The sequence below is a fragment of the Acinetobacter sp. G18 genome, assembly GCF_052660225.1.
The window spans coordinates 2,075,494-2,102,434 of the sequence record NZ_CP109658.1 but is presented as its reverse complement, the minus strand read 5'-3'; the positions used below and the strand labels follow the sequence as shown (position 1 = coordinate 2,102,434).

Sequence of the window (26,941 nt, the reverse complement as noted above, 5' to 3'; positions counted from 1 at the left end):
TCACCTATACCTTTTAGTTTGATTTTGACCAATCGTCGAGTTTTGTGCCTTTTAAGGCATGGTCAATATGTCGATTCATTCGTAGTGCTGCAAACGCATCACTATGTACTTTAAGCTGTTGAACTGCTTGCTCAATCGCTTGGATATCGCTGCCTTCAAGCTGGGTTTTCAAGGATTCTTTTGCAGAGTTAAGAGCTTCACGCTGGTTTTCATCAAGTAAATCTGCATCTACTTTTAATGCTTGCTCTAGAGCCTCAAGTTCACGTTCTGCTTCAACTTTGGTTTCCTTTAAGTGACGAAGATTTTTGTCTTCTTCGGCATGTTGAAAACCTTCAATTAATAAGCGTTCCGTATCTGCTTCAGATAAACCATAAGATGGTTTAATATCAATATAGGCTTGTACACCAGAAGTTGTTTCGCGAGCAGAAACAGTGAGTAAACCATCTGCATCAACTTGGAAAGTGACTTCAATACGAGCTTGGCCTGCTGTCATTGGTGGAATACCATGAAGCACAAATCTGCCTAATGAGCGGCAATGTTCAACTAAATCACGTTCACCCTGAACTACATGAATTAACATGGCAGTTTGACCGTCTTGATAAGTTGTAAACTCTTGACGACGGGCTACAGGAATAGCTGTATTACGAGAAATTAGGCGTTCAACTAAACCACCCATTGTTTCTAATCCAAGAGAAAGAGGAGTCACATCTAAAAGAAGTGAACCATCTTGACTATTGCCGATTAACTGATTTGCCGTAATCGAGGCACCAATAGCCACAACTTCATCTGGGTTGATTGTGCAGAGAGGCTCTTGATTAAAAACGTCACGGACTGCTTTTTGAACCGCATAAGAACGGGTAGAACCACCTACCAAAACAACATTTTGAATGTCAGTTAACTCAAGCTTGGCATCGCGTAATACACGCTTACAAACACTAATGGTTTTATCTAGAGCCACTTGAATAATGCTTTCAAATGTAGGGCGATCTAGTGTAAGAGTTGTATCAATCAGCTTTAATTCAACTGAATCTTGAGTAGATAATTGTTCTTTAGCTTGACGCGCTGCAACTATAAATACGGCATAGTCTTCATTACTTAATACATCAATACTAAGCTGTTTTTTTGCCCATTTCACAATTAGACGGTCTAAGTCATCACCACCTAAAGCTGTATGACCACCAGTCGCTAAGACTTCAAATACGCCTTGTGAAAAACGCAAGATTGATACATCAAAAGTACCACCGCCCAAATCGTAAATTACATAGTTACGGTCGGTCTCTAAGTTACTTTCTTGATCCAATCCATAAGCAACTGCGGCAGCTGTAGGTTCATTTAATAAACGTAATACATTTAAACCAGCAAGTTGAGCGGCGTCACGAGTTGCTTGACGTTGAGCTTCATCAAAGTAAGCAGGAACTGTAATCACAGCACCATTAACAGGATTTTGTAGACTGTCTTCAGCACGATCTTTTAATTGTTTTAAAATTTCAGCTGAAATTTCTACAGGTGTTTTACGTCCAGCACGAGTTTCAAAAGCAGGCATCTCGTTTTCTGAGCCTACTAATTCATATGGATGCTGAAACTTAATATCTGCTTTTGAGCGACCCATAAATCGTTTAACAGATACAATCGTATTTTTTGGATCTGCAATGATAAATGGCTTAGCTTCTTCACCATAATGAGTTGTATTGTCCCCATAATGAACGATAGAAGGAAGTAATCTTCTATTTTGAACATCATTGAGTACTTTAGGTTTGCCTGATAACACTGTCGCAACTAGTGAGTGTGTTGTTCCTAGGTCAATACCAATCGCAATGCGATGTTGGTGTGGGGCACTGGATTGACCCGGTTCAGCAATTTGCAAAAGTGCCATGAGTTAAATCCCTTGAAAATAAAGTAGAAAAAGCAAAATTAAAAATCATCGTCTAAATCAAAGTTGTCTTCTTCATCTAACAGTTGATCTTCTGCTTTATCAATATCGTTCAAAACACGTTGAAAGAAACGTAACTTACGTACGGTATCACGTGCTTCAGCCCAATCTTCTTCACTGTAATCAATTTTGAATTCACGAACCAGGCCATCAATCCATTGTTGTACTTCTAGCTTTAAAGTACGTAAATGTTCAGTTGTTGTCGCTTCGTCAAGTTGTTCACGAAGTTCTAAAGCAGATTGTAGAAATTCAAAATCACTAATAGATTGATCAAGATGATGATCTTGCTTCTTAAGAGCTAAAAGATAAGCAGCACGACTATCTACTTGTGATAGTGTTTTAAAAGCTTGATTGATTTCACTTGATTTGATCAATGCTTGATCTTTATCTGAGGCTTTATCTGGATGATATTGTTGCTGCAAACTCAAGAAATTTGATTTTAAGCTTGCCAAATCGATATCGAGTGCCACAGGTAAATTGAACAACTCAAAATGATTCATTAGAAATGGGATCCGCGTTAATTAAATACATTAAAACAGTGCTTGATAGACACTGTTTTAATGAGAAAAAGGAAAGGAGAGGATTAAACAGTGAAAGATTCACCACAACCACATTCACCCTTTTTATTAGGATTGTTAAATTCGAACCCTTCATTAAGGCCATTTTTAACATAGTCCATTTCTAAGCCTTCTAAATAAACTAGGCTTTTCGGATCTACAAAAACCTTAACGCCGAACTGTTCGAAAGTTTGATCATGTTCATCGATTTCATCTACAAACTCGAGAACATAAGCCAACCCAGAACAACCAGAAGTTTTCACACCAACGCGAATGCCTTCACCCTTACCTCGGTTTTTAAGGTAATTGCTAATATGAGTCGCAGCATTTTCAGTTAAATGAATCATGAAAACTCCAACGTTTATAATGGTAACAAATTAAGCTTTTGACTTTTTACTACGATAATCTTCAATCGCAGCTTTAATCGCATCTTCAGCTAAAACAGAGCAGTGAACTTTTACTGGTGGAAGAGCTAACTCAGTCGCAATATCAATATTTTTGATTGCTTGAGCTTCATCAAGAGTTTTGCCTTTTAACCATTCAGTTACAAGAGAACTTGATGCAATTGCAGAACCACAACCGTAAGTTTTAAAGCGTGCTTCTTCGATTACGCCACTGTCATTTACTTGGATCTGTAAACGCATCACGTCGCCACATGCAGGTGCACCCACCATACCTGTACCAACATTTTCAGAGTTTTTGTCTAAAACACCAACATTACGTGGATTTTCGTAATGATCAATTACCTTTTCGCTATAAGCCATTTCGCTTCTCCAAACCTCGGGGTCAGCCTAATATTAATATGAGGGTTAAAACACTAATTTCAATAATTAGTGTTCTGCCCATTCAACTGTAGAAAGATCGATACCTTCTTTGTACATATCCCAAAGCGGAGAAAGTTCACGTAATTTCTCAACAGCGGCTTTGGTAATTGTAAGCACGTGGTCAATGTCTTCTTCAGTCGTGTATTTACCAAAACTAAAGCGAATTGAGCTGTGTGCAAGCTCATCAGATAAACCTAATGCGCGAAGAACATATGAAGGCTCTAAAGTTGCAGAAGTACAAGCTGAACCACTTGATACGGCAGCATCTTTAAGCGACATCATTAAAGATTCACCTTCAACAAAGTTAAAGCTGACATTTAAATAGTTTGCAACGTTTTGAGTCGGGTGGCCATTTAAGAACACTTGTTCAAGATCTTGTAAACCGTTCCAAAGTTTGTCACGAAGTTTACGAAGACGCTCTTGTTCTGCATGCATGGTTTTGCCTGCGATTTCAAAAGCCTCACCCATACCTACGATTTGGTGAGTAGCCAAAGTACCAGAACGCATACCGCGCTCATGACCACCACCATGAATTTGTGCTTTTAAGCGAACACGTGGGCTACGACGTACATATAATGCGCCAATGCCTTTTGGACCATAAATTTTATGAGCAGAGAAACTCATTAGGTCAATTTTCATAGTAGATAAGTCGATATCAACTTTACCAGCTGCTTGTGCTGCATCTACATGGAAAAATGTTTTATTGGCACGTGTTAACTCACCAATCGCCGCTACATCTGTAACTGTACCAATTTCATTGTTTACCATCATAAGAGAAACAAGAATAGTATCTGGGCGAAGGGCAGCCTTCACCATCTCAGGAGTGATTAAACCTGTTTGTGGCTGTGGCTCTAGGTAAGTAATTTCAAAACCTTGTTCTTCTAATTCACGACAAGGATCTAGAACAGCTTTGTGTTCAATTTTACTTGTAATGATATGTTTGCCTTTAGATGCGTAGAATTGAGCTACACCTTTAAGAGCAAGGTTATCTGATTCGGTTGCACCAGAAGTCCAAACGATTTCACGTGGGTCAGCTTTAATTAAATTTGCGACTTGCTCGCGTGCATATTCAACTTTTTCTTCTGCTTGCCAGCCATAAGCGTGGGAACGAGATGCAGCATTACCAAAGGTACCGTCGAAAGTTAAACACTCCATCATACGTTCTGCAACTTGCGGATCTACTGGAGTGGTTGCTGCGTAATCAAGATAAATTGGACGTTTCATATCAAATACCTGTACCCGATAAAAGAGCTGAATCTATGCCAGTCACATTTTGGCGTAGTGCAACAGTTTGAACGTTGTCTCGGCTAATGAGGTCGGCAAGAGTGATTTTGGCTAAATAGTCGGCAATATGATGAGAGAGTTCTTGCCATAAATCGTGAGTCAGACACATTGCACCATTTTGGCAGTTACCTTTATGGTCGCAACGCGTTGCATCAACGGTTTCATTTACGGCTTCAATGATTTCTAACACAGTAATTTCATCAGCGTTTCGAGCCAAATGGTAACCACCATTTGCACCGCGAACACTAGAAACTAACCCATGACGCTTAAGTTTAGCGAACAACTGCTCTAAGTAAGCAACTGAAATAGATTGACGTGCGGCAATTTCGGCGAGCGTGATCGTTTGTTCAGTTGGCTGCAAAGCTAAATCAAGTAGAGCAGTCACTGCGTAGCGACCGCGAGTTGTAAGGCGCATGATTCGATACACATGTTAAGACTAGATAATAGGATTTTATGAATCCCGACTAAAATAGTCAAGTTTTTTTATTTTTAATTCAAGTGTAGGATCAAGATAGAAAAAAATGAGTTATGCTGCCCATAAATTATATATCAAATAAGCAAAAAATATTAGGCTAATTATACCAAAGCACAAGTTAATATTGCGTTGGCGTTGCTGTAAACGTGCAATTCGATTCTGATATTGTTTAATTTCTACATTTAATGAATTGATCTCTGAACGTTGTTGATCGATTTTTTCAAGTAATGGGGCAATTCTTTTGCGTGAAGCAAGTGTCTCAGCTTCGTCATCTGGCGTGTTGAACCATTGTTTCCAGTCTGCTAGAAGTTTAGGTAATGTGAGATGTGAAATTAAATCGATGAGTTCTTTTTTAGTTTCTGAATCTCCATCAATTCGCATGTTGTTTAAACTGCGTTGATTTGAGAAAGCGAAAATCTTGATAAGATCAATAAGTGTACTATTTATTTCTAAGTCAATACGACGGTCATATGAGTGAATATCAAATAGCAAGCCTTTCTCAGTAAATTGCACATAGAAGTCGAAAAATGGCAAATAGCTATTAATGCGGATTGTGATTTTATTAGCGATAAACTTTTTCGCTTGCAAGCGAAGAACACCATCGTGGGTGAGAATAAATGAGAAAAAAGTTTCTAAAATAATTAGAACAATATTCAGCAACAGACGTGGATGTTTTTGTCTTTGTTGCGTTTCACTCATAAAAGTTTATCCTTAAATATTAGAGATTAATTGAGGGAATGAGACATCCTATCTCAAACTTAGCATAATGTCCTGTTAAATATATTTACATGACATGATTGTTTTGTAGAACAGTTTCATAAATGTATCAAGTCTTGACTTTGATATTATAAGAATATTTTGTGGTTAAATAAGACTTCGTCTGTCTCATCCGATCAGGAGCTTAGATCAATGGATAATGCAAATATAGAAACACAAGTAGAAGAGCAAGGAGAAAAAAATAAATTAAAATCAAAAAGTTCTAGGAAGTCGGCATTAGATTTTAGAAAGTATACTAAACAGATCTGGTTAGCAGGTCTAGGTGCTTTTTCTCGTGCTGAAGAAGAAGGCAATAAACTATTTGACTCGCTAGTCAAAGTAGGTGAAGAGCTTGAGTCCAAAACAGGTGACTTAGCAGATACAACTGTTGGTAAAGTAACCGAAAAAGCCAAAGAGTCTGTTTCTGACACCAAAGACAAAGTTGAAAAAATCTTAGATACCAGTGTGAATCATTCTTTAAATAGAATTGGCTTAGTTACTCCTAAGGACTTACAGCACATAGAACAACTCTTGGTTCAACTGCATATAAAGGTTGATGCTTTAATTGAAGAAAATCAAAAATTGAAGGCAAAATTGAATGAAAAGTAAAAAAATGTAGGGATTTAGCAAATATATAACAGTTTTTTAGCATTTATTTTTGCTAAAAGCTCTGCTCTAGTATTGCGTTTTCCCCCAAAGCATTGCTATAAAGGCGTCATGGCCTTTTAAACTATAGCCTTGGACCTTAAACAAACGATATTAAGAGGATGTTTTATTCATGAATAAATCAGAATTAATCGATGCAATTGCTGAAAAAGGGGGAGTATCTAAGACTGATGCAGGCAAGGCACTCGATGCGACAATTGCGTCTATTACTGAAGCACTAAAAAAAGGTGACACAGTAACTTTAGTTGGTTTCGGTACTTTCAGTGTTAAAGAACGTGCTGCACGTACTGGCCGTAACCCTAAAACTGGTGAAGAGCTTCAAATTAAAGCAACAAAAGTACCTAGTTTTAAAGCTGGTAAAGGTCTTAAAGATTCAGTTGCTTAATCTTTTAAGATGATTAAACGCGCCAATATAGGCGCGTTTTTTATTAAAAATCTGAATTGACCAATATTGCTCATTCATTCATTGTGGTTTTTCAGTTAAAATTCTCCTCGAAATAAAATATTGGAATACTTATGGAATCTTTTCGTACAGTCATTAAGGGTTGGCTAGGCAAAGTCCTTTTAATTTTGTTTTTGACCCCTTTAGCGCTTGTAGGTATTAATGGATATTTTAATAGGGGAAACAAGGCAGATGTCGCAAAAACTGTCAATGGACAGGACATATCAAAAAAAGACCTTGAAACTTTAACGCAAAGGTATAAAGAACAATATTTAGCTGCTGTAAAGGGTGATGAAAGTTTACTTAATTTACCGGTAATTCAAGCGAAAGCACTTGATATATTGGTATCTCGTAATTTACTCATTCAGCAAGCTGAAAAACTCGGTATCTCTTTAAGTGATGCTCAAATCGAGCAAATGTTGGCTCAACAGCCAAGTTTGCAAGAAAATGGCCAGTTTTCACAAAAATTATATGAAAATTATTTGCGTTCGATTGGTATGACAAGCCAAGCTTTAATTGCGAGCTTGCGTCAAGATCACGCTTTAAAAATGTTGACTTCAACTTTTTCAGATTATTCTTTAGTAAGTAAAGTTGATTTAATGCAAATTGCGAATTTGCAAACAGAACAACGTACATTACATTTGGCTAGTATCAAGTTAGACAGTTATAAAACTGGCTTAACTGCATCGAATCAAGAAGCTACTGACTATTACAACAAACATCAGAATGAGTTTAAACAGCCTGCTTCAGTTGATGTGGATTATGTTGTTTTATCTCCATCTTTAATGGCTAAGCCTGCACCAGCAACAGATGCTGAGCTTAAGCAAGCCTATGCGAAGTTTGTAGAATCTCAGCAAAAAGATGCTAAACGTGTTGTTAAACATATTCTTATTACGACTGATGGTCGTGATGATGCAGCAGCCCAAAAGCTTGCTAAAGATGTATACGCAAAAATCCAAGGTGGTCTTTCATTTGCTCAAGCAGCAGCCCAGTTTTCAGAAGATCCCACTTCGAAAGCGAAAGGTGGCTTAGTTGAGGCATATGCACCAGGTATTTTCTCTGATGCATTTGATAAAACTGTTTTAAGTTTGAAAAATGGTCAAGTTTCACAGCCAGTAAAAACACAATATGGTTACCACATTATTGAAGCAGAAACCCCAGCGACTCAAATTCCTTCATTTGATGCTGAGAAGTCACGCTTAACTGCAGAAGTTGAAAAGAATAAAGTTGCTACTGTTTATTCAGATACCGTTAATAGTTTGAATGAAACGATTGTTGGTAATGATTCTTTAGATGCAGTTGTACAACAAGTCAAAGGTACAAAAATTGAATCTTTAAATGGTGTAACTTTAGCTACTCAAAACCCGCAATTAAGTGATCCAAACGTAAAAATTAAATTGTTTAACGATGATGTGAAAAATGGTGATCGTAATGCTTCATCAAATATTCAATTAGCGAATGGCGATACTGTCTGGATTAAAGTACGTGACTATCATGCAGCTGGTGTTAAACCAATTGCTCAAGCGATGAATGAAGCGAAAGCTAAAGTAATCGATGAAAAAGCACGTAAAGCGGCTCAAGCAAAAATTGCTACAATGTTGACTGAATTCAAAACTCAGCCAGCTGAACAGGTTGTTGCAAAAAATAAGGTACCTTTTGAATCTGCAGGTGTATTTACTCGCTCACAAGGTTTGAAACGTGCAATTGAGCGTGCAGCATTCAGTGTTCCTACGCCAAAACCTGGTATGTGGTCTGTTACAACAGCGAACTTACCAAATGAGTTAGTCGTTGTTGCTGTCTCTAATGTAAATTCAGCTGCCGTAAACGCTATGCCAGCCGACCAGTTAAAGCAATTACAACAGCTTTATCGCCAATCTCGCGGTCAGCAAATACTCGAAGATTACAGCGAATACTTAAAGTCACACGCTAAAATCAAATAAAACTTATGTAATAAAAAAAGCGCTTCGGCGCTTTTTTTATTACTGATCAAGACTACTGCCAATATAATTTTGTCTATATTGTTTAGGCGATAAATCAAATACTCTTTTAAATGCCTGACTAAATGCTGTTTCTGACGAATAGCCCACTTTATTTGAAATTTGTTGAATTGATAAATTACTTGTACGCAGATATTGGCTTGCTAAACGAAAGCGATAATGCTGTAAATAAGTAAGGGGAGGTTCCCCAATAATACTATTAAAAAGATTGGCAAACTTAGAACGTGACATGCAGCATTGTTCAGCTAATGATTCAACAGTCCAGCTTGCTTCAGGTTGACTATGAATTGCTGATAGAGCATTACTCAACTCAGGGTGAGTTAAGGCACCTAACCAGTTTTGCTGATCTGACATTTGTTGAATATGATCACGAATACATTCAATTAAAAGAATACTCACTAAATGATCGATAATCTTGTCATGCCCAGGTTGAATTTTTTGTGTTTCGACTGCTAAAAAATAAAGTCCTATTTGCAACCATTCAGGAGGCGTGGTTTGGTTCTCTCGTTGAATATGCATGATAGGTGGTAATGCATTAATAAGTGGTCCTGCCATATGCGTATCAACTTGACAGCGTAAACAGAGCAGTAATGTATTTTCAGATGCTGCTGAACCGAGCTCAATCGGGTCTTGTCGATGTCCGTTAAATAACGGAGTAATATCTACAGGATCTACAAGTTTACTTGCAGTCGCTTTTGAGTCTGTAGCATGGTGAGCTTTTCCAGAGGGAATTAAAATAATATCTCCAGCCTTAGCTGTTATTTTTTCTGAAGCATTTATTTGAATATATACAGAACCGGTTAAAACGATATAAGCAAGTAAAGCAGATTGATCTTGTGTTTTAAAAGCCCATTCATTTTGTGCTTTGATATAGATATATTCTGACTTATTTAAGTGGATATCATCAAAAAATTTACTTAGTGCATCCATGTTTACGCGATCAATCATTATTTTAATAAAATTATAGTGAGCTGTAAGAATAGATCAACATGTGTTTTTAGGACAAAAAAGTGGAAGAAAATGCCAAAGACTTTGAAATAGGTTTTTTGGACGGTTACAACTGTTAAGCAAATGGTATTTCTTTAACTATATAGATATATAGAAAAAGGAAATATGACTATGAATGCACCAGTAAATGTTCAGCAAGAACTTATGCCAGTGCCAGCGTCTATGCGTGAGATAGATCGTAAGCGCTATTTATGGATGATTAGTCCGGCTTTACCTGTAATTGGTTTAGGTATTTTAGCTGGTTACCATTTTGGTCCACGCCGATTAAAGAAAGTATTTGCTTTAGGTGGCCCACTTTTATTACATGTTGTGATTCCTGCAATTGATACGATTATTGGTAAAGATGCACGTAATCCAACTGACGAAGAAATTAAGCTTCTTGAAAAAGATCCGTATTATTCACGTTTGGTGAAGAGCTTTATCCCATTACAATATGCAGCAAACGTTTATGCATGTTATTTAACAAGCCGTAAAACTACTTCTTTTATAGATAAAATTTTACTTGGTATTTCAATGGGTGCAATCAATGGTATTGCGATTAATACTGCTCATGAACTAAGCCATAAACATGATCGTATTGACCATATTTTATCTCATCTTGCTTTGGTGCCTACAGGTTACAACCATTTCCGTATTGAGCATCCATACGGCCATCATAAGCGTGCGGCAACGCCTGAAGACCCTGCTTCTTCACGTATGGGTGAAACATTCTATGAATTTTGGCCGCGTACAGTTATTGGTTCTTTCAAGTCAGCAATTGAAATTGAGAAAAACCGTTTAAAACGTAAAGGTAAAGAGTTCTGGTCACTTGATAACGAGTTGTTGCAAGGCTGGGGTATGAGTGCTGCTTTCCATGCTTCTATGGTCGGTATTTTTGGTAAAGGCACAATTCCTTATTTGGCAACACAAGCATTTTACGGTGTTAGTCTATTCGAAATTATTAACTACATTGAGCATTATGGTTTATTGCGCCAGAAAAAAGAAAATGGTCAATATGAACGTACAATGCCAGAGCATAGCTGGAATAATAACAACGTAGTGACAAACTTGTTCTTATATCAGTTACAACGTCACTCAGACCATCATGCTTATCCAACTCGTCCATTCCAGGCACTGCGTCATTTTGATGAAGCACCTGAGTTACCAAGTGGTTATGCAAGTATGTTGCTACCAGCATTAATTCCTTCACTGTGGTTTAAAATGATGGACAAGCGTGTATTTGATCACTACAAAGGTGATTTAAATAAGGCAAATATTTCACCAAAACGTCGTGCAAAAATCTTTAAAAAATTCGGTGTAGTTGATAAGTCATTAGAAGTTACACCAGCTAAATAAATAAAAAATATATTCCTGAAATACCAAACCCTCTAATCAGGTGATTAGAGGGTTTTTATTTTGTAGATTGAGTAGTGCTAAACAGCAAGGGAATTTAAACTCCCTTGCAATGCTCTTATTTTAATTCACTTGAAGACTTACCAAGCTCACGTCGAGCAATAATAAGTTGCTGGATTTGTTGAGTACCTTCAAAAATATCGAGAATTTTTGAGTCACGTGCCCATTTTTCAAGTAATTCATCCTCGTTATAGCCAACACTTGCTGCCAACTCGACACATTTTAAAGTGATTTCATTACCAACGCGGCCAGCTTTTGCCTTGGCGATGGAAGCTTCTTTTGAGTTTGGTTTCTTGTTGTCAGCCATCCATGTTGCTTTCAACATGAGTAACCGTGCTGCTTCCCATTCGGCCTCCATACGGTAAATTTGTGCCGCAAGATTGGATGTTTGCAAATATGGCGTTGAGTAATTTGAGTCCAACTGATCTTTAAAAATTTCTTTAATACGTTCTAATGAAGCTTTAGCACAGCCAATGGCCATAGCAGCGACTAACGGGCGTGTATTATCAAAAGTTTCCATTACACCTGCGAAACCTTTAGCCACATCGACTTCAGCATTACCTAAAAGATTTTCGGCTGGCACATGGCAGTCAGTAAAACTAATAACTGCCGTATCAGAAGCTTTAATTCCCAATTTATGTTCAAGGCGCTCCACCTTCATTCCAGGCGTGCCTTTAGGCACTACAAATGATTTGATGGCTGCACGTCCAAGTTTTCGGTCGAGTGTAGCCCAGACAACCACAGAGTCTGCACGTTCACCAGAGGTTACGAAAATCTTTTCACCATTTAAAATGTAGTCATTACCATCTTTAGTTGCTGTAGTACGGATAGCAGCAGAGTCTGAACCACAGCCGGGTTCAGTAATCGCCATTGCAGCCCAAGTACCTTTAAAACGTTCTAGTTGCTCATCATTTGCAACTGCTGCGATGGCAGAATTTCCTAAACCTTGGCGTGGCATACTGAGTAATAACCCAGTATCGCCATAACACATTTCAATGATACCTAGTGCTGTCGACATGTTGGTGCCGTTACGGACACCTTCATCATCTGTTTCACCTCGTTTGCTTGCACCAGCCGCACCTGCATTAATTCCTTCGCCACCTTCGTTCATACCGTCGATGAGTGAAGCAAGCATATCAAGCTCTTTGGGATAAGCATGTTCTGCTTTATCGTATTTACGGGAAATAGGGCGTAATACATTGATCGCAACATCATGTGCTTGATCAATCATCATTTTGAATTTTTTTGGATTTTGTAAATTCATGAAAATGTCCTCTGATTGATCTTAAGCATGTAAGCCAGAATGTAAAATTGCGGTCGCACGTAAATCACGGTACCAACGTTCAACTGGGTGTTCTTTTGTGAAGCCATGACCACCCAAAATTTGTACGCCATCTGTTCCTATTTTCATGGATTTTTCTGCGCAAAGAAGACGAGCTAAATATGCTTCACGATGGAAAGATTTACCTGCTTCAGCAAGACTTGCTGCATTTAAAATCAGCATACGCATAGCATCAATCTCAATTGCCATGTCTGCAATCATGAATGCGACACTTTGACGATGTGAAATCGGTTCTCCGAAAGCAGTTCGCTCATTGGCATATTTAATACAATAGGCTTTTACAGCTTCACATGTACCTACAGCCATTGCACACCACATCAAGTTGCCCAAATCTACAAAGGCTGTGTAATCAAAATCTGTTGTGCCTAGTCGTAGAGCAGGTGCGTGGCTAAATTTTAAAGTAGCTGTCTCTGTTGCTTTGAGGCCCATTGCCGGAGTGTTCTTAATAGAAATAGTGTCACCCACTTGCACTACAAATACATCTGGCTTGCCATTAAAGTCAGCACTCACCAATAACACATCAGCCAAATCACCTAAAATGACTAAGGTTTTTTCACCATCAATGTAAAATTGATCATTTTCAAGAAAAGCTTTTGTTTTTAAAACATAAGGGTTAAATGCTGGAGTTGCTTCTTGTACTGCAAAGGTTGCTGTAATGTCTGAGTCTTCAGCAAAACATGGCAGATACATTGACTGAACCTCGGCAGATCCCCAACGTGTGATTGCATTAATAACGCTAAAGGTACTGAGTAATCCCGCTGTAAGACTAAAATCACCTTCAGCTAGTTTTTCAGCAATCAGTAAGTTACTTACAATATTTTGTTCAGCAGCAACTCCACCTAGTGCTTCTGGTAGGGCGTAATAATTTAGCCCTAAATCTTCAACATATTGCCAAAGACTTTCTGGAAATTGTGCTGCTTGATCGGCATCATGAGCTAATGCTAGTAAAACTTCTTGAGCAAATTGAGACATTGCTTCAGAAGTCATTTGTTGTTCTTCAGTTAGGCTTAAATCAAATAGGTTTTTCTTTTGCTGAGGTAGTCGTTGTTGTGGAATTTGTTTAGGTTTAAATGCTTTTTGAGTTTGGCTTAATGCTCTGAAGCCAGCTTTTGAACCTTGATAAAGAGACTTTTCAAGAAATTTACGTAGTTTGAGTTGATCAAGTACATCGCTTCCAGCCAATTTTGTGATCAGCGATAAACCCAACCCTTGGGCTTTATTGATCATATTTGTCATGATTATGGTGTCCTAACACATTGTTATTGTTTTATGCTGACACGCAGTATAAGAAAAAACTATGTCGTTACTGACATTCAAAAAAAGAGTAGATAAATGGTAAAAATAAAATAGACTTGATTTTATGTTTTTGATTTTATAAATAAAAATTAGTTCTTAAAAATAATAATTTTGTTTGCATTGACTAGAATGACATTGAGCCATTCTAGTCGTGATCAAATTATGCAAAGTTACGAATCATACGACGTACATTTGTTTTGGCATCAATAACAGTCATAAATGTATATGCGCCAATAAATTTACGGCTAATAAACATAAATTCTTTTGGAGGAACAGAGAAATATCGGGATGCCATTGATTTACTTGCTTGTTGCATAACACGGCTATGTAACTGGCTTTTTTTCCAGTCATAACGTTCATGTTCATCCATCAGGCCGGCTGGCATATCTGGATTATTTGCAGGGGTGCTGAATGCTTCGGTCGCAAGTAAAAAGACATCTGCCATGCCAGGTTTAATACTTTCAGGCATCGCATCGAAAAACTCATATCCAGTCATTGCTTGGACCATTGCATGTTTATCATGCTGATAACCCGCTTGTATGAGATTACGTGCAACTGAGAGTAAGTGTTCATCGAACTGACGGATTGCACCAAAATCTAATAGTACGATTTTATCTTGAACATCTTGACCATTACCTAAACGAACTAGGTAGTTACCAAAGTTAGGGTCAGTTTGCATTTCACCCCATTCAAAAATCTCACGAACTGCAATCTCTAATGATGCTTCACCAAGTTGATTACGACGTTCTTGCGGAAGAGAAAGCATAACAGGACTATTAATAGGTACGCCGCGTTCGAATGTCATACACAGGACTTGATCTGTGCAGTAGTCATCTACAATTGTAGGGACTATATAGCGTTCATCATCTTTTAAGCGCTCACCAAAGCGGCGAGTGGTTGCTGCTTCTACATCATAATTGACTTCACGATGCATCATTTCACGTACTTCATCAAACCACTGATCAAACTCACGGGTTTGTGGCACCATACGTGTAAGCTTAAGCATGTTTTTAAATAGACTCATGTCTGAGTCAATTGCACTCGCTACACCAGGGTATTGAATTTTTAAAACTAACTCTAATCCATCTGATTTGCGGATTGCGCGATGAACTTGTGCAAGAGACGCTGTACCAATAGGTTCATGATCAATGGTTAAATCGTTTAACTTAGAACCAAGTTGTTCTTGTAAATGTGGCTTAATCGCAGGCCAGTCTAAAGCAACCGTTTGGTTGTTTAAAGTATTTAACGCCTGAGTAATTTCTTCTGGTAAAAAATGTTCACCATAAAGAGCCATCATTTGGCCAATCTTAACAATAGAACCTTTAAGTTTGCCAATTTCAGAAACAAGATAATTAGCTTGTTCGCTCATTGCCTTTTTACGCTTCTTCTCTTTTTCTTCTTCACTAGAAAAAAGGGTAGAGGCACTTGCAGTAGCCCAACGTGTTCCTGCCAGTAAAGAAGCTTTCGCGATTGATAAGCGTCGATCCATGGAAGAAGTTTTTAAACTCTTAAGCTTATCGTTCTGATTTGACATGAAAATAGAATCCTATGCGCATCATGCAGCCAAACGCTGGTGATCTAAAATTGTAACGAATATTACATGTTTTGAACGTATTAAAATAGTTCCCTCAGACTGAATGGTGAGTTGAAAGTATCATTTTATATCTTAATTTTCTAAAATAGCCTAAGCAACATAATAAAAATTAAAATACAATTTCTCCAGAAAGAGGAACTAGATTAAAAAGCCATTAAATATTAATCATTAACTTACATTTTAAACTGAATTTTTAATTCAGCTTTTTGCATTAAGTGGACACGATTAGCTTGAATATGTTGAATAACCATTTGCTTGACAGAATCATGCATAAAACCAAGTGCATGGGCCTTTACAATAACGATGCTCGGTAGTGTATAGAAAAAATACTTAACATCCTCAAAAGTGGCATTATTAAAAATGCCTTGTTCGATTAAGGTCTGCTGTAAAAATTGCTTTTCATTTAATACATGATCTGAAGATTCATCCCAAAAACGGTGACGCATTGCCATCAGATTATTGTGTTTGTAACTCATAAATTTGCCAGTTCAGACTTTAAATCTCAATTAAATATATTGGAGTCATCCACTCAATATCAAGTTCAGATTGTTTTTTGTTCAGTGTCTGTTTGATTTTTCATGTAAATGATGTAAATAGCCTAAGCAAATTTTAAACTTTTCTTTAAAATAAATATAATCAATACCATTTCATTAAATTCTAAAATCCTATGACACCTGCATGTAGACTGTTAAAAAGTAATAAAATCGAATTTTCTATTCATGAATATGAACATGATGCAAATGCTAAAAGTTTCGGTTTAGAAGCTGCCGAAAAATTAAATCTTGATGTAAATGAAGTTTTTAAAACACTACTTGTAACTGATGAAAAAAATTATTTTGTCGCAATTATACCTGTTAATCATCAACTCAATTTAAAAAAGGTTGCTACGGCGGTTGGCTGTAAAAAACTACAAATGGCAAATCCAAAAGATGCAGAACGTTTAACAGGGTACTTAGTGGGTGGAATTAGTCCATTAGGACAAAAGAAACGTTTGAAAACTGTGATAGATGCTTCTGCACAAGAACTTGGCAAAATTTATGTAAGTGGGGGAAAAAGAGGATTAGATATTGGTCTAAATCCGAATGATCTGGCGCGAATATTGACGGCGCAATTTGTAGATATCCTTGATTGATTAAAATAAGGGCAATATCAAATTGACTTGTTAAATGAAAATGATTATCATTATTGTATGGAGTTTGGTTCTACCAGAAGATAACAAGAGTTAGATAAATTTCTGGTATTGGTAGACCTGCAAGACATAATAAAAACAATGCAGGTTTGTTTAGCAGTAAATGGACCTAAGAAAAATAAACATTATCAGCGCAATAAAAAGAACAAGTAAAGATAGCAAGCAAGGATAGCTTGCTATCTTTGCATTAGAACTCGGTTTCAGAATTATTTTCATTATTCAACCTTTTAGAGTTTTTAAGTTCTCTCAGTAACAGATTACTTATATTTTTGATTAAAAAATAACCAGTAATGTTTCATTTATTATCATCCTGCCTTTTTAATCAATTTTTTGTATACCCTGAATAAAACATGATCAAAAAAAGAGGTAAAAACGTGCTTATTTTTCATGGAAAACCTGTTCATGGAGCTATCTTTGATATGGATGGGACAATGTTTGACACTGAGCGCTTACGGTTTCAAACATTGCAACAAGCATCTCAAGAGCTGATTGGGCAGGAGTTTTCACACGAATATTTAATGCAATGTTTGGGTTTAAGTGCGACAACAGCAGAAAAACTAGCACAACGTTTATATGGGGTAGATGTTCCGTATAAAGAAATAAGGAAAAGAGCTGATGAGATGGAGCTTGAGCATATTCGTAAACACGGCGTGCCTATTAAAAAGGGATTAGTTCAAGTTCTTGAACGTTTAAGAAAATCTGGTTTAAGAATGGCCGTAGCCACTTCAAGTCGTAGAGCAATTGCCGAAGAATATTTAATAAATGCCAACGTTTATAAGTTCTTTGATGTGATTACTTGTGGTGATGAAGTGGAACAGGGAAAACCTCATCCCGAAATATTTTTAAAAGCAGCAAGCCAACTTAATTTAAACACTAAGCAATGTTTAATGTTTGAAGATTCTGAAAATGGTCTAACCTCAGCTTACACATCTGAAGGTCTAACGATTTTATTAAAAGATATTAAAGAACCAAATGATGAAATGCTTGAAAAAGCAGATTTTTATTATGATCAGATGTATGACTTTTTAAGCGATCTTGACCAGTTTATTCCTATTATGGATATGCCGGAAATACAAGAACCTTTTCCACAGAGCCTGAATCAACTTACGGTTGGTATACATGGCTTCGGTGCTATTGGTGGGGGGTATATAGCTCAAATATTGTCACATTGGGATGGATATACAAAACCAAGAAAAATAATTGCTTCAACGCGTAATAGTCTTTTTCGCGAGGCCGTAAATGCGTTTGGAACCTATAGTATTCGCTATGGACAATTTTCTTATGATGAACGTATTGAGAATATGACGATTGTTGACTCGGACAATGAGCAACAAATGTTAGAGATGTATACTCATTCAAGTTTGATTGCACTTTGTTTACCAGAGCAAGCGATTGAAGCTGAATCAAAAATGATTGCAAAAGGACTATACGCCCGTTTTAACTCACCACTTGAAACATGTATAGAACCGTTAACTTTTTTAATTATTTTAAATAAAGTGGGTGCTAAATATTTAGTGATGAAGCATCTTCGCGAAGCTCTTTTAGAGTTAACGAATGATGAGGACGTGACTGAGCATATTTTAAAAGAGCATTACTTTTGTGACACTGTAGTAAACCGAATGGTTTCAAAACTTTCTAATCAGAATTTATATCGTCAACTTCGTATTAAGCATAATTTCCTTGAACAGCATTTAGAGGATGTAGAGCAAGAAGATCAAATTGAAATTGAAGACTGCAATAAACTGACTCCAGATCAGCAAAACAATGCCTCGGTTTATGTTGAAAACATGCGTCGTAATTTCCAACCCGGTCATATCTTACAAAGTATGGATTTAATCTTATTCCATAGTGAAACGGATATGCCAATTTATGTTGAAAAAGGCAGTCCTTTACTCGAAAAGCTACGTCAGGTTGTATTGGTTGAACAAATTACAGATATTCAACTTATTAAAAACCGCCTATGGAACGGCGTGCATGCGATGCTTGCTTGGTATGCATCACTAATGGGTTATGAATCTATTGGGATTGCTATGGGTGATCATTCAGTAAAAGCATTTGCAGAAAACTTAATTACAGAAGTAAAACAGGGGCTTGCAATTGTATTGCCTAACTACGCAAAAGATCTGAACCGAATGGCTCAAAGTTTTCTAGACTCATGTGAATATGCATTTAAAGATCCGTGCCAACGAGTAGCTCGAGATCCATTACGCAAACTCAACCATAATGAACGTGTCATGGCATCAATTGAAATGAATATAGGTCATGATTTACCTTATAAAAATTTATTAAAAGGTACTGCTCTAGGTTATGCCTATGCGATTCAATTTTTAGAAATTGATGATAATGCTGCTATTCAGCATTTGCAGCAACAAATTCTAAAATTAGATCTGAATATGGCTCAAAAAAGACAGCTTGAAGTTGATTTGGTCCAACACATTCAATATTTGTTTTCTGAACAAGACCAACAGCTTTTGGGTATGAAAACTAACAAAGCCAGAATGACAGCTACCCAATATGTTTGAAGGCATTTAATGATTTAACACTCTACAATTGAAAGGCAAACATGTTTTAATACAAAACTTAAGTGACTTTGAATTAAAACTGTGCTGCTAAAACCTACGACGTTCATGGTGCCAACGACTATACGGGATTATCCGGAATGGCACCTAGGACGTCAAAATTATGCTTTATGGTATCTAGAGATTAATGATCAGAAATTAGTTGATTATCTAGATGTCTTACGTACACATTTTTCAGAATTTTTATTAGAACCGAATAACCGTCAATATCATGTCACATTATTTATATGTGGATTTTTAACCCATGAACATAGTATTTATAGTGATGACTTTAGTTTCCATGATTTCTCAGAACAAAGAGAAATTTTAAAAAAAGAAAATATTTCACCATTTCGATTAAAAATTGGTTCAGTTGATAGTTTTAGTAGTGCTTTATTTGTAGAAATCCAAGATACCGATAATGTTTTATCCCACATACGTCAAAAATTAGGCATAGTTTCTAATGAAATTGCTGCTTTAGATTACTATCCTCATATCACCTTAGGCTTATATAAAAACATCTATAGTAGTGATTTGATTTTGCAAAAAATTTCTCAATTACCTGTACAATACAAAAACGCTGAATTTGAACTGAAAGTTGAGCATTTAACGTTTGGTTTTTATGAAGCTCAAACTTTACAAGGTAAGCTGTTTTCGTATCAGCATTTGTTTTTAGGTGATTCATGTTGCAATTGATTTTGGGTGGTGCTCGCTCTGGCAAAAGTCGACTCGCTGAACAAACGGCAATATCTACACAATTACCTGTGACTTATGTGGCGACAGCGCAAGCGCTTGATCCAGAAATGCAAAGTCGAATTGCACATCATCAAAATCAGCGACCTGTTCACTGGGCATTGGTTGAGGAACCATTATTTTTAGCAAATGCTCTGAAAAAAATTGATCAACCTAATCAAATTATTTTGGTAGATTGTTTAACGCTTTGGTTAACCAATTTGTTACTGTTAGATGATCAAAATATTCAACAATTTGAATGTGAGCAACTATTAAAAGTTTTACCTACACTTGAGTCAGAAATTATTTTAGTAAGTAATGAAACAGGGCTTGGTGTTGTACCACTCGGCGAAATTAGTCGCCGTTTTGTCGATGAAGCAGGAAGATTACATCAAGCTTTAGGGCAAATTGCAGATAAAGTTGTGTTTTGTGTGGCTGGTTTTCCAATGATTTTAAAAGGTGAGAAGTAAAATGAACTGGTGGTTAGAATCTGTAAAGCAACCTAATCTAGATGCAAAGCAACAAGCTGAACAACATCAACTCCAGCTCACTAAACCTACAGGTGCTTTAGGTGATTTAGAGCAGATTGCAATTACACTTGCTAGTTTACAATCAAATGCACATCCTCATGTTAACCATCCATGGATTACAATTTTTGCCGGTGATCATGGCGTAGTTGAAGAAAATATCTCTGCATATCCTCAAGCTGTTACCCGTCAAATGTTGCAAAACTTCACGACGGGTGGCGCAGCAATTAGTGTACTTGCTAAATATCATGAAGCTCATTTACAAGTGATTGACTGTGGCACAGTGGGCGAAGCATATGAATACGAAGGTGTTGAACGTCACTGTATTCGTGCTGGGACTGCAAATTTTGCTAAACAAGCCGCAATGAATGCTGGTGAATGCCGTGCTGCGCTAGAGTTGGGAAAAAATAGTGTAGATACTGCTAAAGCCGACGGCGCAGATATTTATATTGCAGGTGAAATGGGAATCGGGAATACCTGTTCTGCTTCTGCCTTAGCTTGTCTTTTACTAAATGATACTGCCGAGCAATTGACTGGAGTAGGGACAGGAATAGGTGCCGATCAGTTAAGACATAAAATTAAAGTAATTGAGAAAGCTATAGAACTTCATCATAAACATGTCGTTGGTGATGTCTTTAAAACATTATGCGCCGTCGGTGGTTTGGAAATTGCCGCAATTACTGGTGCTTATATTCGATGCGCACAAGTCGGTTTACCTATTATTGTGGATGGATTTATTAGTTCTGTAGCCGCTTTATGCGCTGTACGGATGAACCCTAAAGTACGTGACTGGATGTTATTCGGTCATCAATCGGCTGAATATGGCCACCAACGTATTTTACAGGAACTCAATGCTGACCCTATTTTAAAGATGAACTTGCGTTTAGGTGAAGGTAGTGGTGCTGGTGCTGCATTGGCATTAGTTAAAATGGCATGTGTATTACATAATCAAATGGCTACCTTTGCCCAAGCTGCTGTAAGCGGGGATAAAATTGGGTAAATTTAGAATCGATTTACTCAGACATGGCGAAAGTCAGTATAGCCATACTCTACGTGGGCATTTGGATGATGAGTTAACCGCAAAAGGTTGGCAGCAAATGCAGTCAACCATTGAGCAAGTTACAGACCAGACATGGGATGTCATTGTAAGTTCTTCATTAAAACGATGTGCTTGTTTTGCTGAACAACTTGCAAAGACAACTCAGCTGCCTTTACTTCTAAATCATGACTTAAAGGAAATGTATTTTGGTGAGTGGGAGGGTGTATCAACTCAGCAAATTTACGAAACTTCATCCGAACTACTTGCAAATTTCTGGCAGAAACCGAGTCAATATTGTCCACCACAGGCAGAAACCTTAATTCAATTTCAAACGAGGATTTTGAAAGGCTTTCAAGATTTACTCTTAGAGATGCGAAAACAAAACTGGCAACGTGGATTGGTTGTTACGCATGGAGGCGTGATTAAGTTATTGTCTTGCTTGGCACGGCAACAGCCTTTAGATGACTTGCTAAAAATGCAGGCAGAACTTGGAAAATTATACTCATTCGAATTTTTTGAAGAAGAAGAACAATTAACTTTTATCTTGAAATAGTGGTTTTATATTTTTATACAATTGTAAGTTATTATTTTTATAAAGATATTTAAGTCCGTTTAATAGAACTGTAATTGCTAAAAACTAAGCTAGGGGCATTTCGTATTAATAGCATATCTAACTTATGAATATTTTATTTAAAACGACTGTACTTACCGCCTCATTATTGCTTGCGGCTTGCAACAACAATGATGATCAAGAAGTTCAAACTACACCATCTACAAACTCATCGAAATATTATCAAACCAAAACACCTTATCAACCGCAACAAGATCTAAAAAGCTATGAACAAGCACCCAATGGGTTCCAACCAGTTTTTACAGAGCTAGTTGCACGTCATGGTTCACGAGGACTCTCAAGTCTTAAATATGATTTAGCACTTTATAATTTATGGAAACAGGCAAAAGCAGAAAATGCTTTAACGCCGGTAGGTGAGCAGTTAGGTGCTGACTTAGAAGCAATGATGAAAGCCAATATCCTGTTAGGTTATGGTGTTGAAGGTATTCGCCAATATGGTTACGGAAATGAAACCATGACTGGTATTTTAGAACACCGTGGCATTGCCGATCGCCTATTACAACGTTTACCAACACTTGTAAACTCTCAAGCATCTATATTGGTACAAAGTTCTGGGGTAGATCGTGCGGTGGATAGTGCTAAATTCTTCACTGCTGAACTTATTAAACAACAACCCCTCTTGAAAGATAAGATTGTACCAACGTCTTATACCAGTTTATCGAGTACAAGTGTTCCAAGTATTTTAGATGGTGGTGTTGACCGTTTTAAACTTTACTTTCATAGCTTAAATGCGGCTGAAGACTTAACTCAACCACTAAGTGCTACCCAACAGAAAATTTATGATGCAAGCCAGACTTATCAAGATTTTGAAGCAAACAATAAAGATTTAGCTCAAAAGTTAAGTGATTTATCAAAAAATCCTCAGGCAGAAAAAACTGCTCAGACCGTACTCACTCCAATTTTTAAAGCAGACTTTATTAAAAAGCTTGGTACAACAGGTTATAGTTTTAGCAATAATGGGTCTTTTACAGTAACTTCACCTAAAGGCGAACAAATTACAGAAAAGGGTAAGGGTAAAAATACCATTGCTAGTGCAGTAGATGCTGCGGCTTATATTTATGAGCTTTATTCTATTTCTGGTGGTATGAAAGATGAGTTAAAAGGTGTTTATTTTGATAAATATATGCCTTTAGACGCCGCAAAATTTTATGCTGAATTTAATGATGCCAATGATTTTTATGAAAAAGGCCCAAGTTTCACAGAGTCAAATCAAGTTACAAGTGAAATTGCACAAGGACTCAAACAAGATTTATTTCAACAAGTTGATGCAGTTGTAAATAAAGCCCAACCATATAAAGCAGTTTTACGTTTTGCTCATGCTGAAATTATTATTCCTCTAGCGACCAGCTTAGATCTGCATAATATGATGCAGCCTTTACCCCTACGCCAGACTTATAACTATTCAACAAGCACATGGCGTGGTGAAGTAGTTTCACCTATGGCAGCCAATGTACAGTGGGATATTTACCAAAATAACCAAGGTAATACTTTAGTGAAGATGCTCTATAACGAAAAAGAGACGTTATTTAAGTCTGCATGTAATTATGCACGTTACACACCAACAAGTTTTTATTATGACTACATTAAATTGAAACAGTGCTATCAAATGCAATAGATTTTCAGTTTTTAAAGTCTTTCATGGGAATAGGGATTGCTATTCCCATTTTTATTTCTTCATAATTCAGTTTATTTTTAAATATAGTTCAGTTAGAGAGTTGGATATGACACCTTTTTGGATTGCATTGCAATTTTTAACTGTTCTGCCTATTGAGTTAAAAACAATACCAACGGCGCAACAAAATGGTCGAGCTATTTTGTTTTATCCGCTGGTTGGGCTAGTTATTGGTGGCATACTTTTTATTACCGCTTGTCTTTTAGCTAAACTTCCGATTGTTCTACTTGCCTCAATCATACTCACTTTATGGATTTGGTTGACTGGTGGATTGCATCTAGATGGGTTAGCCGATACTGCCGATGCGTGGGTAGGTGGTTTTGGTGATAAACAACGTACTTTACAAATCATGAAGGATCCAAGTTGCGGTCCAATTGGAGTACTGAGCTTAGTTATCATTTGTTTACTCAAATTTGTACTGATCTATGTGTTGATTGAACAACATCAGACACTATTTTTAATACCTGTACCTATAGTTGGACGCGTTGTACCGACCATTTTATTTTTGACTACTTCATATGTTCGTGAAAAAGGTTTAGGTCGTTCTTTGACAGATCATTTACCTAAAATTGCTTCATGGATAATAACTGGGTTTGTTCTGCTATTGCCTTTGTATTGGGAATTGCAAGGGCTTATTACGATTATTGGCTTTTTAAGCAGTCTTGTTTACTTAAGACATTTATTTATAAAACGAATAGGTGGTATTACAGGCGATACTGTCGGCGCAGCAATTGAGATTAGTGAAACTGTACTGCTTTTTACTTTTGTGGTGAGTTATTTTTACTTATTTTGATATTAAATTTTGTTCAATCAAAATAAAAAAGCCCTCAAAAATGAGGACTTAATTTTCAATCTTAAAAAGATGAATTAACGGTTTGGTAAAACATTTTTTAAAGCTTCATGCATTTCAAGCAATGTCTTTTCCGTAGTTTCCCAATCGATACAACCATCAGTTACCGATTTACCATATTCAAGGTCACAAAGGTTTTCAGGAATATCTTGGCGACCACCTTTTAAATGGCTTTCAACCATAATCCCTACGATTGACTTATTACCATCTAAAATTTGTTCAGTAATATTTTTAAGAACAAGTGGTTGTAAGTACGGGTCTTTATTAGAGTTGGCATGACTTGCATCAATCATGATTTTATTGCTAACTTTTGCTTTCGCTAAAGCAGTTTCTGCTTCTGCAACAGAGCCAGCATCGTAGTTTGGCTTACCATTACCACCACGTAATACAACGTGCGCATAAGGGTTACCATTTGTATTAATAATTGAAACCTGCCCGTCTTCGTTCAAGCCTAAGAAGCTATGACCATATTTAACAGACTGCATGGCATTGGTTGCAACAGTTAAACCACCATCTGTACCATTTTTAAAACCTACTGGAGATGATAGACCAGAAGACATTTCACGGTGAGTTTGGCTTTCAGTTGTACGAGCACCAATAGCAGACCATGAAATTAAGTCTTGGTAGTATTGTGGCGAGTTAGGATCAAGTGCTTCAGTTGCACAAGGTAAACCTTTTTCATTTAACTCAAGCAAAAGCTTACGACCAATACGTAAACCTTTTTCGATGTTAAATGAGTCATTCATATCTGGATCATTGATTAGACCTTTCCAACCAATTGTCGTACGTGGTTTTTCAAAATAAACACGCATAACCAAATAGAGGGTATCTTTAACCTTTTCGCTTAGCGCTTTTAAGCGATCGGCATATTCGTGAGCAGCTTTAGGATCATGAATAGAGCAAGGACCAATAACGACAAACAAACGCTTATCAGAACCGTCCAAAATATCGCGAATAGTTTCACGGCCTTTTAGAACAGTTTGTGAAGCAACATCAGATAAAGGAAGTTCTGACTTAAGTTCAGCTGGTGTTACAAGAGTTTGGATGCTTTTAATATTAACGTCGTCGATATCTGGCTTTGAAACGGAATTTAAATGTGTAGTCATTGCTGTCACTGGTTCGATCATACTAAAGGTTGTTTTGTGTACTGAATATACCATGAAATAATTATGAAAATACTACATCCCATGGTATTTCAGTTTGGAAAAATCCTATTGATTTTACTATCTTTCAGTCGAGTTGCCTGTTTTTTCAGCAACTTGAGCTTGTTGTTGTACCACAGGTGCTTTCGGTTTTGCTTTGACTGGGTGAACCATAAAGTTAACACCAAGGGCAAATAGAGTGATACCTAAAATTTTACGGATTAAACGTTCAGGCATGCGAGAGCTAATTAATGTTCCTACAATAATTGCAGGAATTGAACCTACCAATAACCATGTAAGCAACATAAAGTCGACATTACCTGCACTCATATGTCCAAGACCAGCAACTAGAGTAAGTAATACGGCATGTACAACATCTGATCCAATAATTCGAATCATTGGCAAGTTCGGGAACATAATCACGAGTGCCATAATTCCAAAGGCACCAGCACCAACAGATGATAGTGTTACGAATACACCTAAAATGATGCCCATAATCACAATGTAGGTACGCTTATTTTGAATAGCTAATTGTTCATTTTCACTATGAGCAGTTTCTTTGTTGCGGAATTTACTAAAAAACTTCTCAATACGAGAGCGGAAAATAATAGAAACACCTGTCAAAGTCAGCATAAAGCCTAACACCATTGTTAATACGGCTTTATAGTGCGTAGATTGACTTAAATAGTGCTCGAGTACCCAAGTGGTAACGAAAGAAGCAGGAATACTACCGACTGCGAGCCATAAAACGATAGGCCACACGATATTCAATTTCTTTGCGTGAACCATTGATCCACAGAACTTTGAAATTGCGGCATAAAGTAAATCGGTACCAATTGCGATATGAGGTTCAATTCTAAAAAGGCCAATTAAAATTGGTGTCATTAATGACCCACCACCAACTCCTGTAATCCCTACACAGAAACCAACTAACATACCCGCTAAGATAAATTCAAAAGCACCAGACATCTTTATCGCCACTTATCACGAAACGCAGATATCTTATTCCTTTTAGAGATAAACTTTTGTCATGAATAA

The 26,941-nt window shown here is 37.0% G+C and carries 26 protein-coding genes; 12 read left to right on the top strand and 14 right to left on the bottom strand.

Annotated features, from left to right (window positions below; genetic code table 11):
* Positions 1-13: 13 nt before the first annotated feature.
* The 7 genes from hscA to NE363_RS10015 form a co-directional block, all read right to left on the bottom strand.
* Positions 14-1,873: a Fe-S protein assembly chaperone HscA gene (gene hscA, locus NE363_RS10045; protein WP_151683026.1), complete on the bottom strand. Its 1,860-nt coding sequence runs from the start codon at positions 1,871-1,873 to the stop codon at positions 14-16.
* Between the two features lie 38 nt (positions 1,874-1,911).
* Positions 1,912-2,430, bottom strand: coding sequence for a Fe-S protein assembly co-chaperone HscB (gene hscB, locus NE363_RS10040; RefSeq protein ID WP_198071095.1), 519 nt, complete (start codon positions 2,428-2,430; stop codon positions 1,912-1,914).
* An 83-nt stretch (positions 2,431-2,513) separates the two neighbouring features.
* Entirely contained in the window at positions 2,514-2,834 is a 321-nt protein-coding gene (gene iscA / locus NE363_RS10035) for an iron-sulfur cluster assembly protein IscA (protein WP_004701917.1), read from the bottom strand.
* 30 nt (positions 2,835-2,864) lie between these two features.
* The gene (iscU, locus tag NE363_RS10030) at positions 2,865-3,251 is read right to left on the bottom strand and encodes a Fe-S cluster assembly scaffold IscU (RefSeq protein ID WP_002049835.1); all 387 of its coding nucleotides are present in this window, start codon (positions 3,249-3,251) and stop codon (positions 2,865-2,867) included.
* A gap of 66 nt (positions 3,252-3,317) precedes the next feature.
* Entirely contained in the window at positions 3,318-4,535 is a 1,218-nt protein-coding gene (locus tag NE363_RS10025; protein WP_004701914.1) for an IscS subfamily cysteine desulfurase, read from the bottom strand.
* A gap of 1 nt (position 4,536) precedes the next feature.
* Positions 4,537-5,010, bottom strand: coding sequence for an Rrf2 family transcriptional regulator (locus tag NE363_RS10020; RefSeq protein ID WP_004701912.1), 474 nt, complete (start codon positions 5,008-5,010; stop codon positions 4,537-4,539).
* A gap of 111 nt (positions 5,011-5,121) precedes the next feature.
* Positions 5,122-5,769 (bottom strand): hypothetical protein, encoded by a 648-nt coding sequence (locus tag NE363_RS10015; RefSeq protein WP_004701910.1) that lies wholly within the window; start codon positions 5,767-5,769, stop codon positions 5,122-5,124.
* Between the two features lie 210 nt (positions 5,770-5,979).
* Here NE363_RS10015 and NE363_RS10010 point away from each other — a divergent pair, with 210 nt between their 5' ends.
* The 3 genes from NE363_RS10010 to NE363_RS10000 all read left to right on the top strand — a co-directional run bounded on the left by NE363_RS10010 (position 5,980) and on the right by NE363_RS10000 (position 8,874).
* Entirely contained in the window at positions 5,980-6,435 is a 456-nt protein-coding gene (locus NE363_RS10010) for a phasin family protein (RefSeq protein WP_004701909.1), read from the top strand.
* Between the two features lie 169 nt (positions 6,436-6,604).
* The gene (locus tag NE363_RS10005) at positions 6,605-6,877 is read left to right on the top strand and encodes an HU family DNA-binding protein (RefSeq protein WP_001043034.1); all 273 of its coding nucleotides are present in this window, start codon (positions 6,605-6,607) and stop codon (positions 6,875-6,877) included.
* Between the two features lie 131 nt (positions 6,878-7,008).
* Positions 7,009-8,874, top strand: coding sequence for a SurA N-terminal domain-containing protein (locus tag NE363_RS10000; RefSeq protein WP_445534966.1), 1,866 nt, complete (start codon positions 7,009-7,011; stop codon positions 8,872-8,874).
* Between the two features lie 39 nt (positions 8,875-8,913).
* Here NE363_RS10000 and NE363_RS09995 read toward each other — a convergent pair whose 3' ends face one another.
* Positions 8,914-9,861, bottom strand: coding sequence for an AraC family transcriptional regulator (locus tag NE363_RS09995; RefSeq protein WP_019459031.1), 948 nt, complete (start codon positions 9,859-9,861; stop codon positions 8,914-8,916).
* A 189-nt stretch (positions 9,862-10,050) separates the two neighbouring features.
* Between NE363_RS09995 and NE363_RS09990 the strand changes: the two genes are divergently transcribed.
* On the top strand, positions 10,051-11,274 hold the full coding sequence (locus NE363_RS09990; protein WP_445534965.1) for an alkane 1-monooxygenase: 1,224 nt from the start codon (positions 10,051-10,053) through the stop codon (positions 11,272-11,274).
* 115 nt (positions 11,275-11,389) lie between these two features.
* On the opposite strand, the gene NE363_RS09985 is transcribed toward NE363_RS09990, so the two are convergent.
* The 4 genes from NE363_RS09985 to NE363_RS09970 form a co-directional block, all read right to left on the bottom strand.
* The gene (locus NE363_RS09985) at positions 11,390-12,595 is read right to left on the bottom strand and encodes an acyl-CoA dehydrogenase family protein (protein ID WP_445534964.1); all 1,206 of its coding nucleotides are present in this window, start codon (positions 12,593-12,595) and stop codon (positions 11,390-11,392) included.
* A gap of 21 nt (positions 12,596-12,616) precedes the next feature.
* Positions 12,617-13,900, bottom strand: a complete 1,284-nt coding sequence (locus NE363_RS09980; RefSeq protein WP_445536377.1) for an acyl-CoA dehydrogenase family protein — start codon at positions 13,898-13,900, stop codon at positions 12,617-12,619.
* A 229-nt stretch (positions 13,901-14,129) separates the two neighbouring features.
* Positions 14,130-15,503: an ABC1 kinase family protein gene (locus tag NE363_RS09975; RefSeq protein ID WP_077163992.1), complete on the bottom strand. Its 1,374-nt coding sequence runs from the start codon at positions 15,501-15,503 to the stop codon at positions 14,130-14,132.
* Between the two features lie 233 nt (positions 15,504-15,736).
* Positions 15,737-16,039, bottom strand: coding sequence for a hypothetical protein (locus tag NE363_RS09970; protein ID WP_068934550.1), 303 nt, complete (start codon positions 16,037-16,039; stop codon positions 15,737-15,739).
* A gap of 191 nt (positions 16,040-16,230) precedes the next feature.
* Here NE363_RS09970 and ybaK point away from each other — a divergent pair, with 191 nt between their 5' ends.
* The 8 genes from ybaK (at position 16,231) to NE363_RS09930 (ending at position 24,704) form a co-directional block, all read left to right on the top strand.
* Positions 16,231-16,695 carry a Cys-tRNA(Pro) deacylase gene (gene ybaK / locus NE363_RS09965; RefSeq protein ID WP_199999883.1) on the top strand — a complete coding sequence of 155 codons (465 nt, stop codon included), beginning with the start codon at positions 16,231-16,233 and terminating at the stop codon, positions 16,693-16,695.
* A 431-nt stretch (positions 16,696-17,126) separates the two neighbouring features.
* Positions 17,127-19,274, top strand: coding sequence for a bifunctional mannitol-1-phosphate dehydrogenase/phosphatase (gene mtlD, locus NE363_RS09960; protein WP_445534963.1), 2,148 nt, complete (start codon positions 17,127-17,129; stop codon positions 19,272-19,274).
* A 105-nt stretch (positions 19,275-19,379) separates the two neighbouring features.
* Positions 19,380-20,006, top strand: coding sequence for a 2'-5' RNA ligase family protein (locus tag NE363_RS09955; protein WP_445534962.1), 627 nt, complete (start codon positions 19,380-19,382; stop codon positions 20,004-20,006).
* On the top strand, positions 19,994-20,512 hold the full coding sequence (cobU, locus tag NE363_RS09950) for a bifunctional adenosylcobinamide kinase/adenosylcobinamide-phosphate guanylyltransferase (protein WP_107973237.1): 519 nt from the start codon (positions 19,994-19,996) through the stop codon (positions 20,510-20,512). Before NE363_RS09955 ends, cobU begins: the two co-directional genes overlap by 13 nt.
* Position 20,513: 1 nt before the next feature.
* The gene (gene cobT, locus NE363_RS09945; protein ID WP_445534961.1) at positions 20,514-21,569 is read left to right on the top strand and encodes a nicotinate-nucleotide--dimethylbenzimidazole phosphoribosyltransferase; all 1,056 of its coding nucleotides are present in this window, start codon (positions 20,514-20,516) and stop codon (positions 21,567-21,569) included.
* Entirely contained in the window at positions 21,562-22,161 is a 600-nt protein-coding gene (locus NE363_RS09940; protein ID WP_445534960.1) for a histidine phosphatase family protein, read from the top strand. Before cobT ends, NE363_RS09940 begins: the two co-directional genes overlap by 8 nt.
* A gap of 124 nt (positions 22,162-22,285) precedes the next feature.
* Entirely contained in the window at positions 22,286-23,854 is a 1,569-nt protein-coding gene (locus tag NE363_RS09935; protein WP_445534959.1) for a histidine-type phosphatase, read from the top strand.
* Positions 23,855-23,960: 106 nt separating this feature from the next.
* The gene (locus NE363_RS09930) at positions 23,961-24,704 is read left to right on the top strand and encodes an adenosylcobinamide-GDP ribazoletransferase (RefSeq protein ID WP_346789824.1); all 744 of its coding nucleotides are present in this window, start codon (positions 23,961-23,963) and stop codon (positions 24,702-24,704) included.
* A 74-nt stretch (positions 24,705-24,778) separates the two neighbouring features.
* Here NE363_RS09930 and NE363_RS09925 read toward each other — a convergent pair whose 3' ends face one another.
* On the bottom strand, positions 24,779-25,888 hold the full coding sequence (locus NE363_RS09925; RefSeq protein ID WP_346790626.1) for a 3-deoxy-7-phosphoheptulonate synthase: 1,110 nt from the start codon (positions 25,886-25,888) through the stop codon (positions 24,779-24,781).
* A 96-nt stretch (positions 25,889-25,984) separates the two neighbouring features.
* Positions 25,985-26,872: a sulfite exporter TauE/SafE family protein gene (locus NE363_RS09920; RefSeq protein WP_077163982.1), complete on the bottom strand. Its 888-nt coding sequence runs from the start codon at positions 26,870-26,872 to the stop codon at positions 25,985-25,987.
* Positions 26,873-26,941 lie beyond the last annotated feature (69 nt).

What these genes read in the sequence shown, in the direction of transcription:
- cobU (WP_107973237.1), top strand. Translation starts at nt 19,994, where the DNA reads ATGTTGCAATTGATTTTGGGTGGTGCTCGCTCTGGCAAAAGTCGACTC.
- NE363_RS09980 (WP_445536377.1), bottom strand. Translation starts at nt 13,900, where the DNA reads ATGATCAATAAAGCCCAAGGGTTGGGTTTATCGCTGATCACAAAATTG.
- hscA (WP_151683026.1), bottom strand. Translation starts at nt 1,873, where the DNA reads ATGGCACTTTTGCAAATTGCTGAACCGGGTCAATCCAGTGCCCCACAC.
- NE363_RS10015 (WP_004701910.1), bottom strand. Translation starts at nt 5,769, where the DNA reads ATGAGTGAAACGCAACAAAGACAAAAACATCCACGTCTGTTGCTGAAT.
- iscA (WP_004701917.1), bottom strand. Translation starts at nt 2,834, where the DNA reads ATGATTCATTTAACTGAAAATGCTGCGACTCATATTAGCAATTACCTT.
- NE363_RS09990 (WP_445534965.1), top strand. Translation starts at nt 10,051, where the DNA reads ATGAATGCACCAGTAAATGTTCAGCAAGAACTTATGCCAGTGCCAGCG.
- iscU (WP_002049835.1), bottom strand. Translation starts at nt 3,251, where the DNA reads ATGGCTTATAGCGAAAAGGTAATTGATCATTACGAAAATCCACGTAAT.
- NE363_RS10025 (WP_004701914.1), bottom strand. Translation starts at nt 4,535, where the DNA reads ATGAAACGTCCAATTTATCTTGATTACGCAGCAACCACTCCAGTAGAT.
- NE363_RS09985 (WP_445534964.1), bottom strand. Translation starts at nt 12,595, where the DNA reads ATGAATTTACAAAATCCAAAAAAATTCAAAATGATGATTGATCAAGCA.
- hscB (WP_198071095.1), bottom strand. Translation starts at nt 2,430, where the DNA reads ATGAATCATTTTGAGTTGTTCAATTTACCTGTGGCACTCGATATCGAT.
- NE363_RS09930 (WP_346789824.1), top strand. Translation starts at nt 23,961, where the DNA reads ATGACACCTTTTTGGATTGCATTGCAATTTTTAACTGTTCTGCCTATT.
- NE363_RS10010 (WP_004701909.1), top strand. Translation starts at nt 5,980, where the DNA reads ATGGATAATGCAAATATAGAAACACAAGTAGAAGAGCAAGGAGAAAAA.
- NE363_RS10000 (WP_445534966.1), top strand. Translation starts at nt 7,009, where the DNA reads ATGGAATCTTTTCGTACAGTCATTAAGGGTTGGCTAGGCAAAGTCCTT.
- NE363_RS09955 (WP_445534962.1), top strand. Translation starts at nt 19,380, where the DNA reads ATGGTGCCAACGACTATACGGGATTATCCGGAATGGCACCTAGGACGT.
- ybaK (WP_199999883.1), top strand. Translation starts at nt 16,231, where the DNA reads ATGACACCTGCATGTAGACTGTTAAAAAGTAATAAAATCGAATTTTCT.
- NE363_RS10005 (WP_001043034.1), top strand. Translation starts at nt 6,605, where the DNA reads ATGAATAAATCAGAATTAATCGATGCAATTGCTGAAAAAGGGGGAGTA.
- NE363_RS09920 (WP_077163982.1), bottom strand. Translation starts at nt 26,872, where the DNA reads ATGTCTGGTGCTTTTGAATTTATCTTAGCGGGTATGTTAGTTGGTTTC.
- NE363_RS09995 (WP_019459031.1), bottom strand. Translation starts at nt 9,861, where the DNA reads ATGGATGCACTAAGTAAATTTTTTGATGATATCCACTTAAATAAGTCA.
- NE363_RS09970 (WP_068934550.1), bottom strand. Translation starts at nt 16,039, where the DNA reads ATGAGTTACAAACACAATAATCTGATGGCAATGCGTCACCGTTTTTGG.
- cobT (WP_445534961.1), top strand. Translation starts at nt 20,514, where the DNA reads ATGAACTGGTGGTTAGAATCTGTAAAGCAACCTAATCTAGATGCAAAG.
- NE363_RS09975 (WP_077163992.1), bottom strand. Translation starts at nt 15,503, where the DNA reads ATGTCAAATCAGAACGATAAGCTTAAGAGTTTAAAAACTTCTTCCATG.
- NE363_RS09925 (WP_346790626.1), bottom strand. Translation starts at nt 25,888, where the DNA reads ATGATCGAACCAGTGACAGCAATGACTACACATTTAAATTCCGTTTCA.
- NE363_RS10020 (WP_004701912.1), bottom strand. Translation starts at nt 5,010, where the DNA reads ATGCGCCTTACAACTCGCGGTCGCTACGCAGTGACTGCTCTACTTGAT.
- NE363_RS09935 (WP_445534959.1), top strand. Translation starts at nt 22,286, where the DNA reads ATGAATATTTTATTTAAAACGACTGTACTTACCGCCTCATTATTGCTT.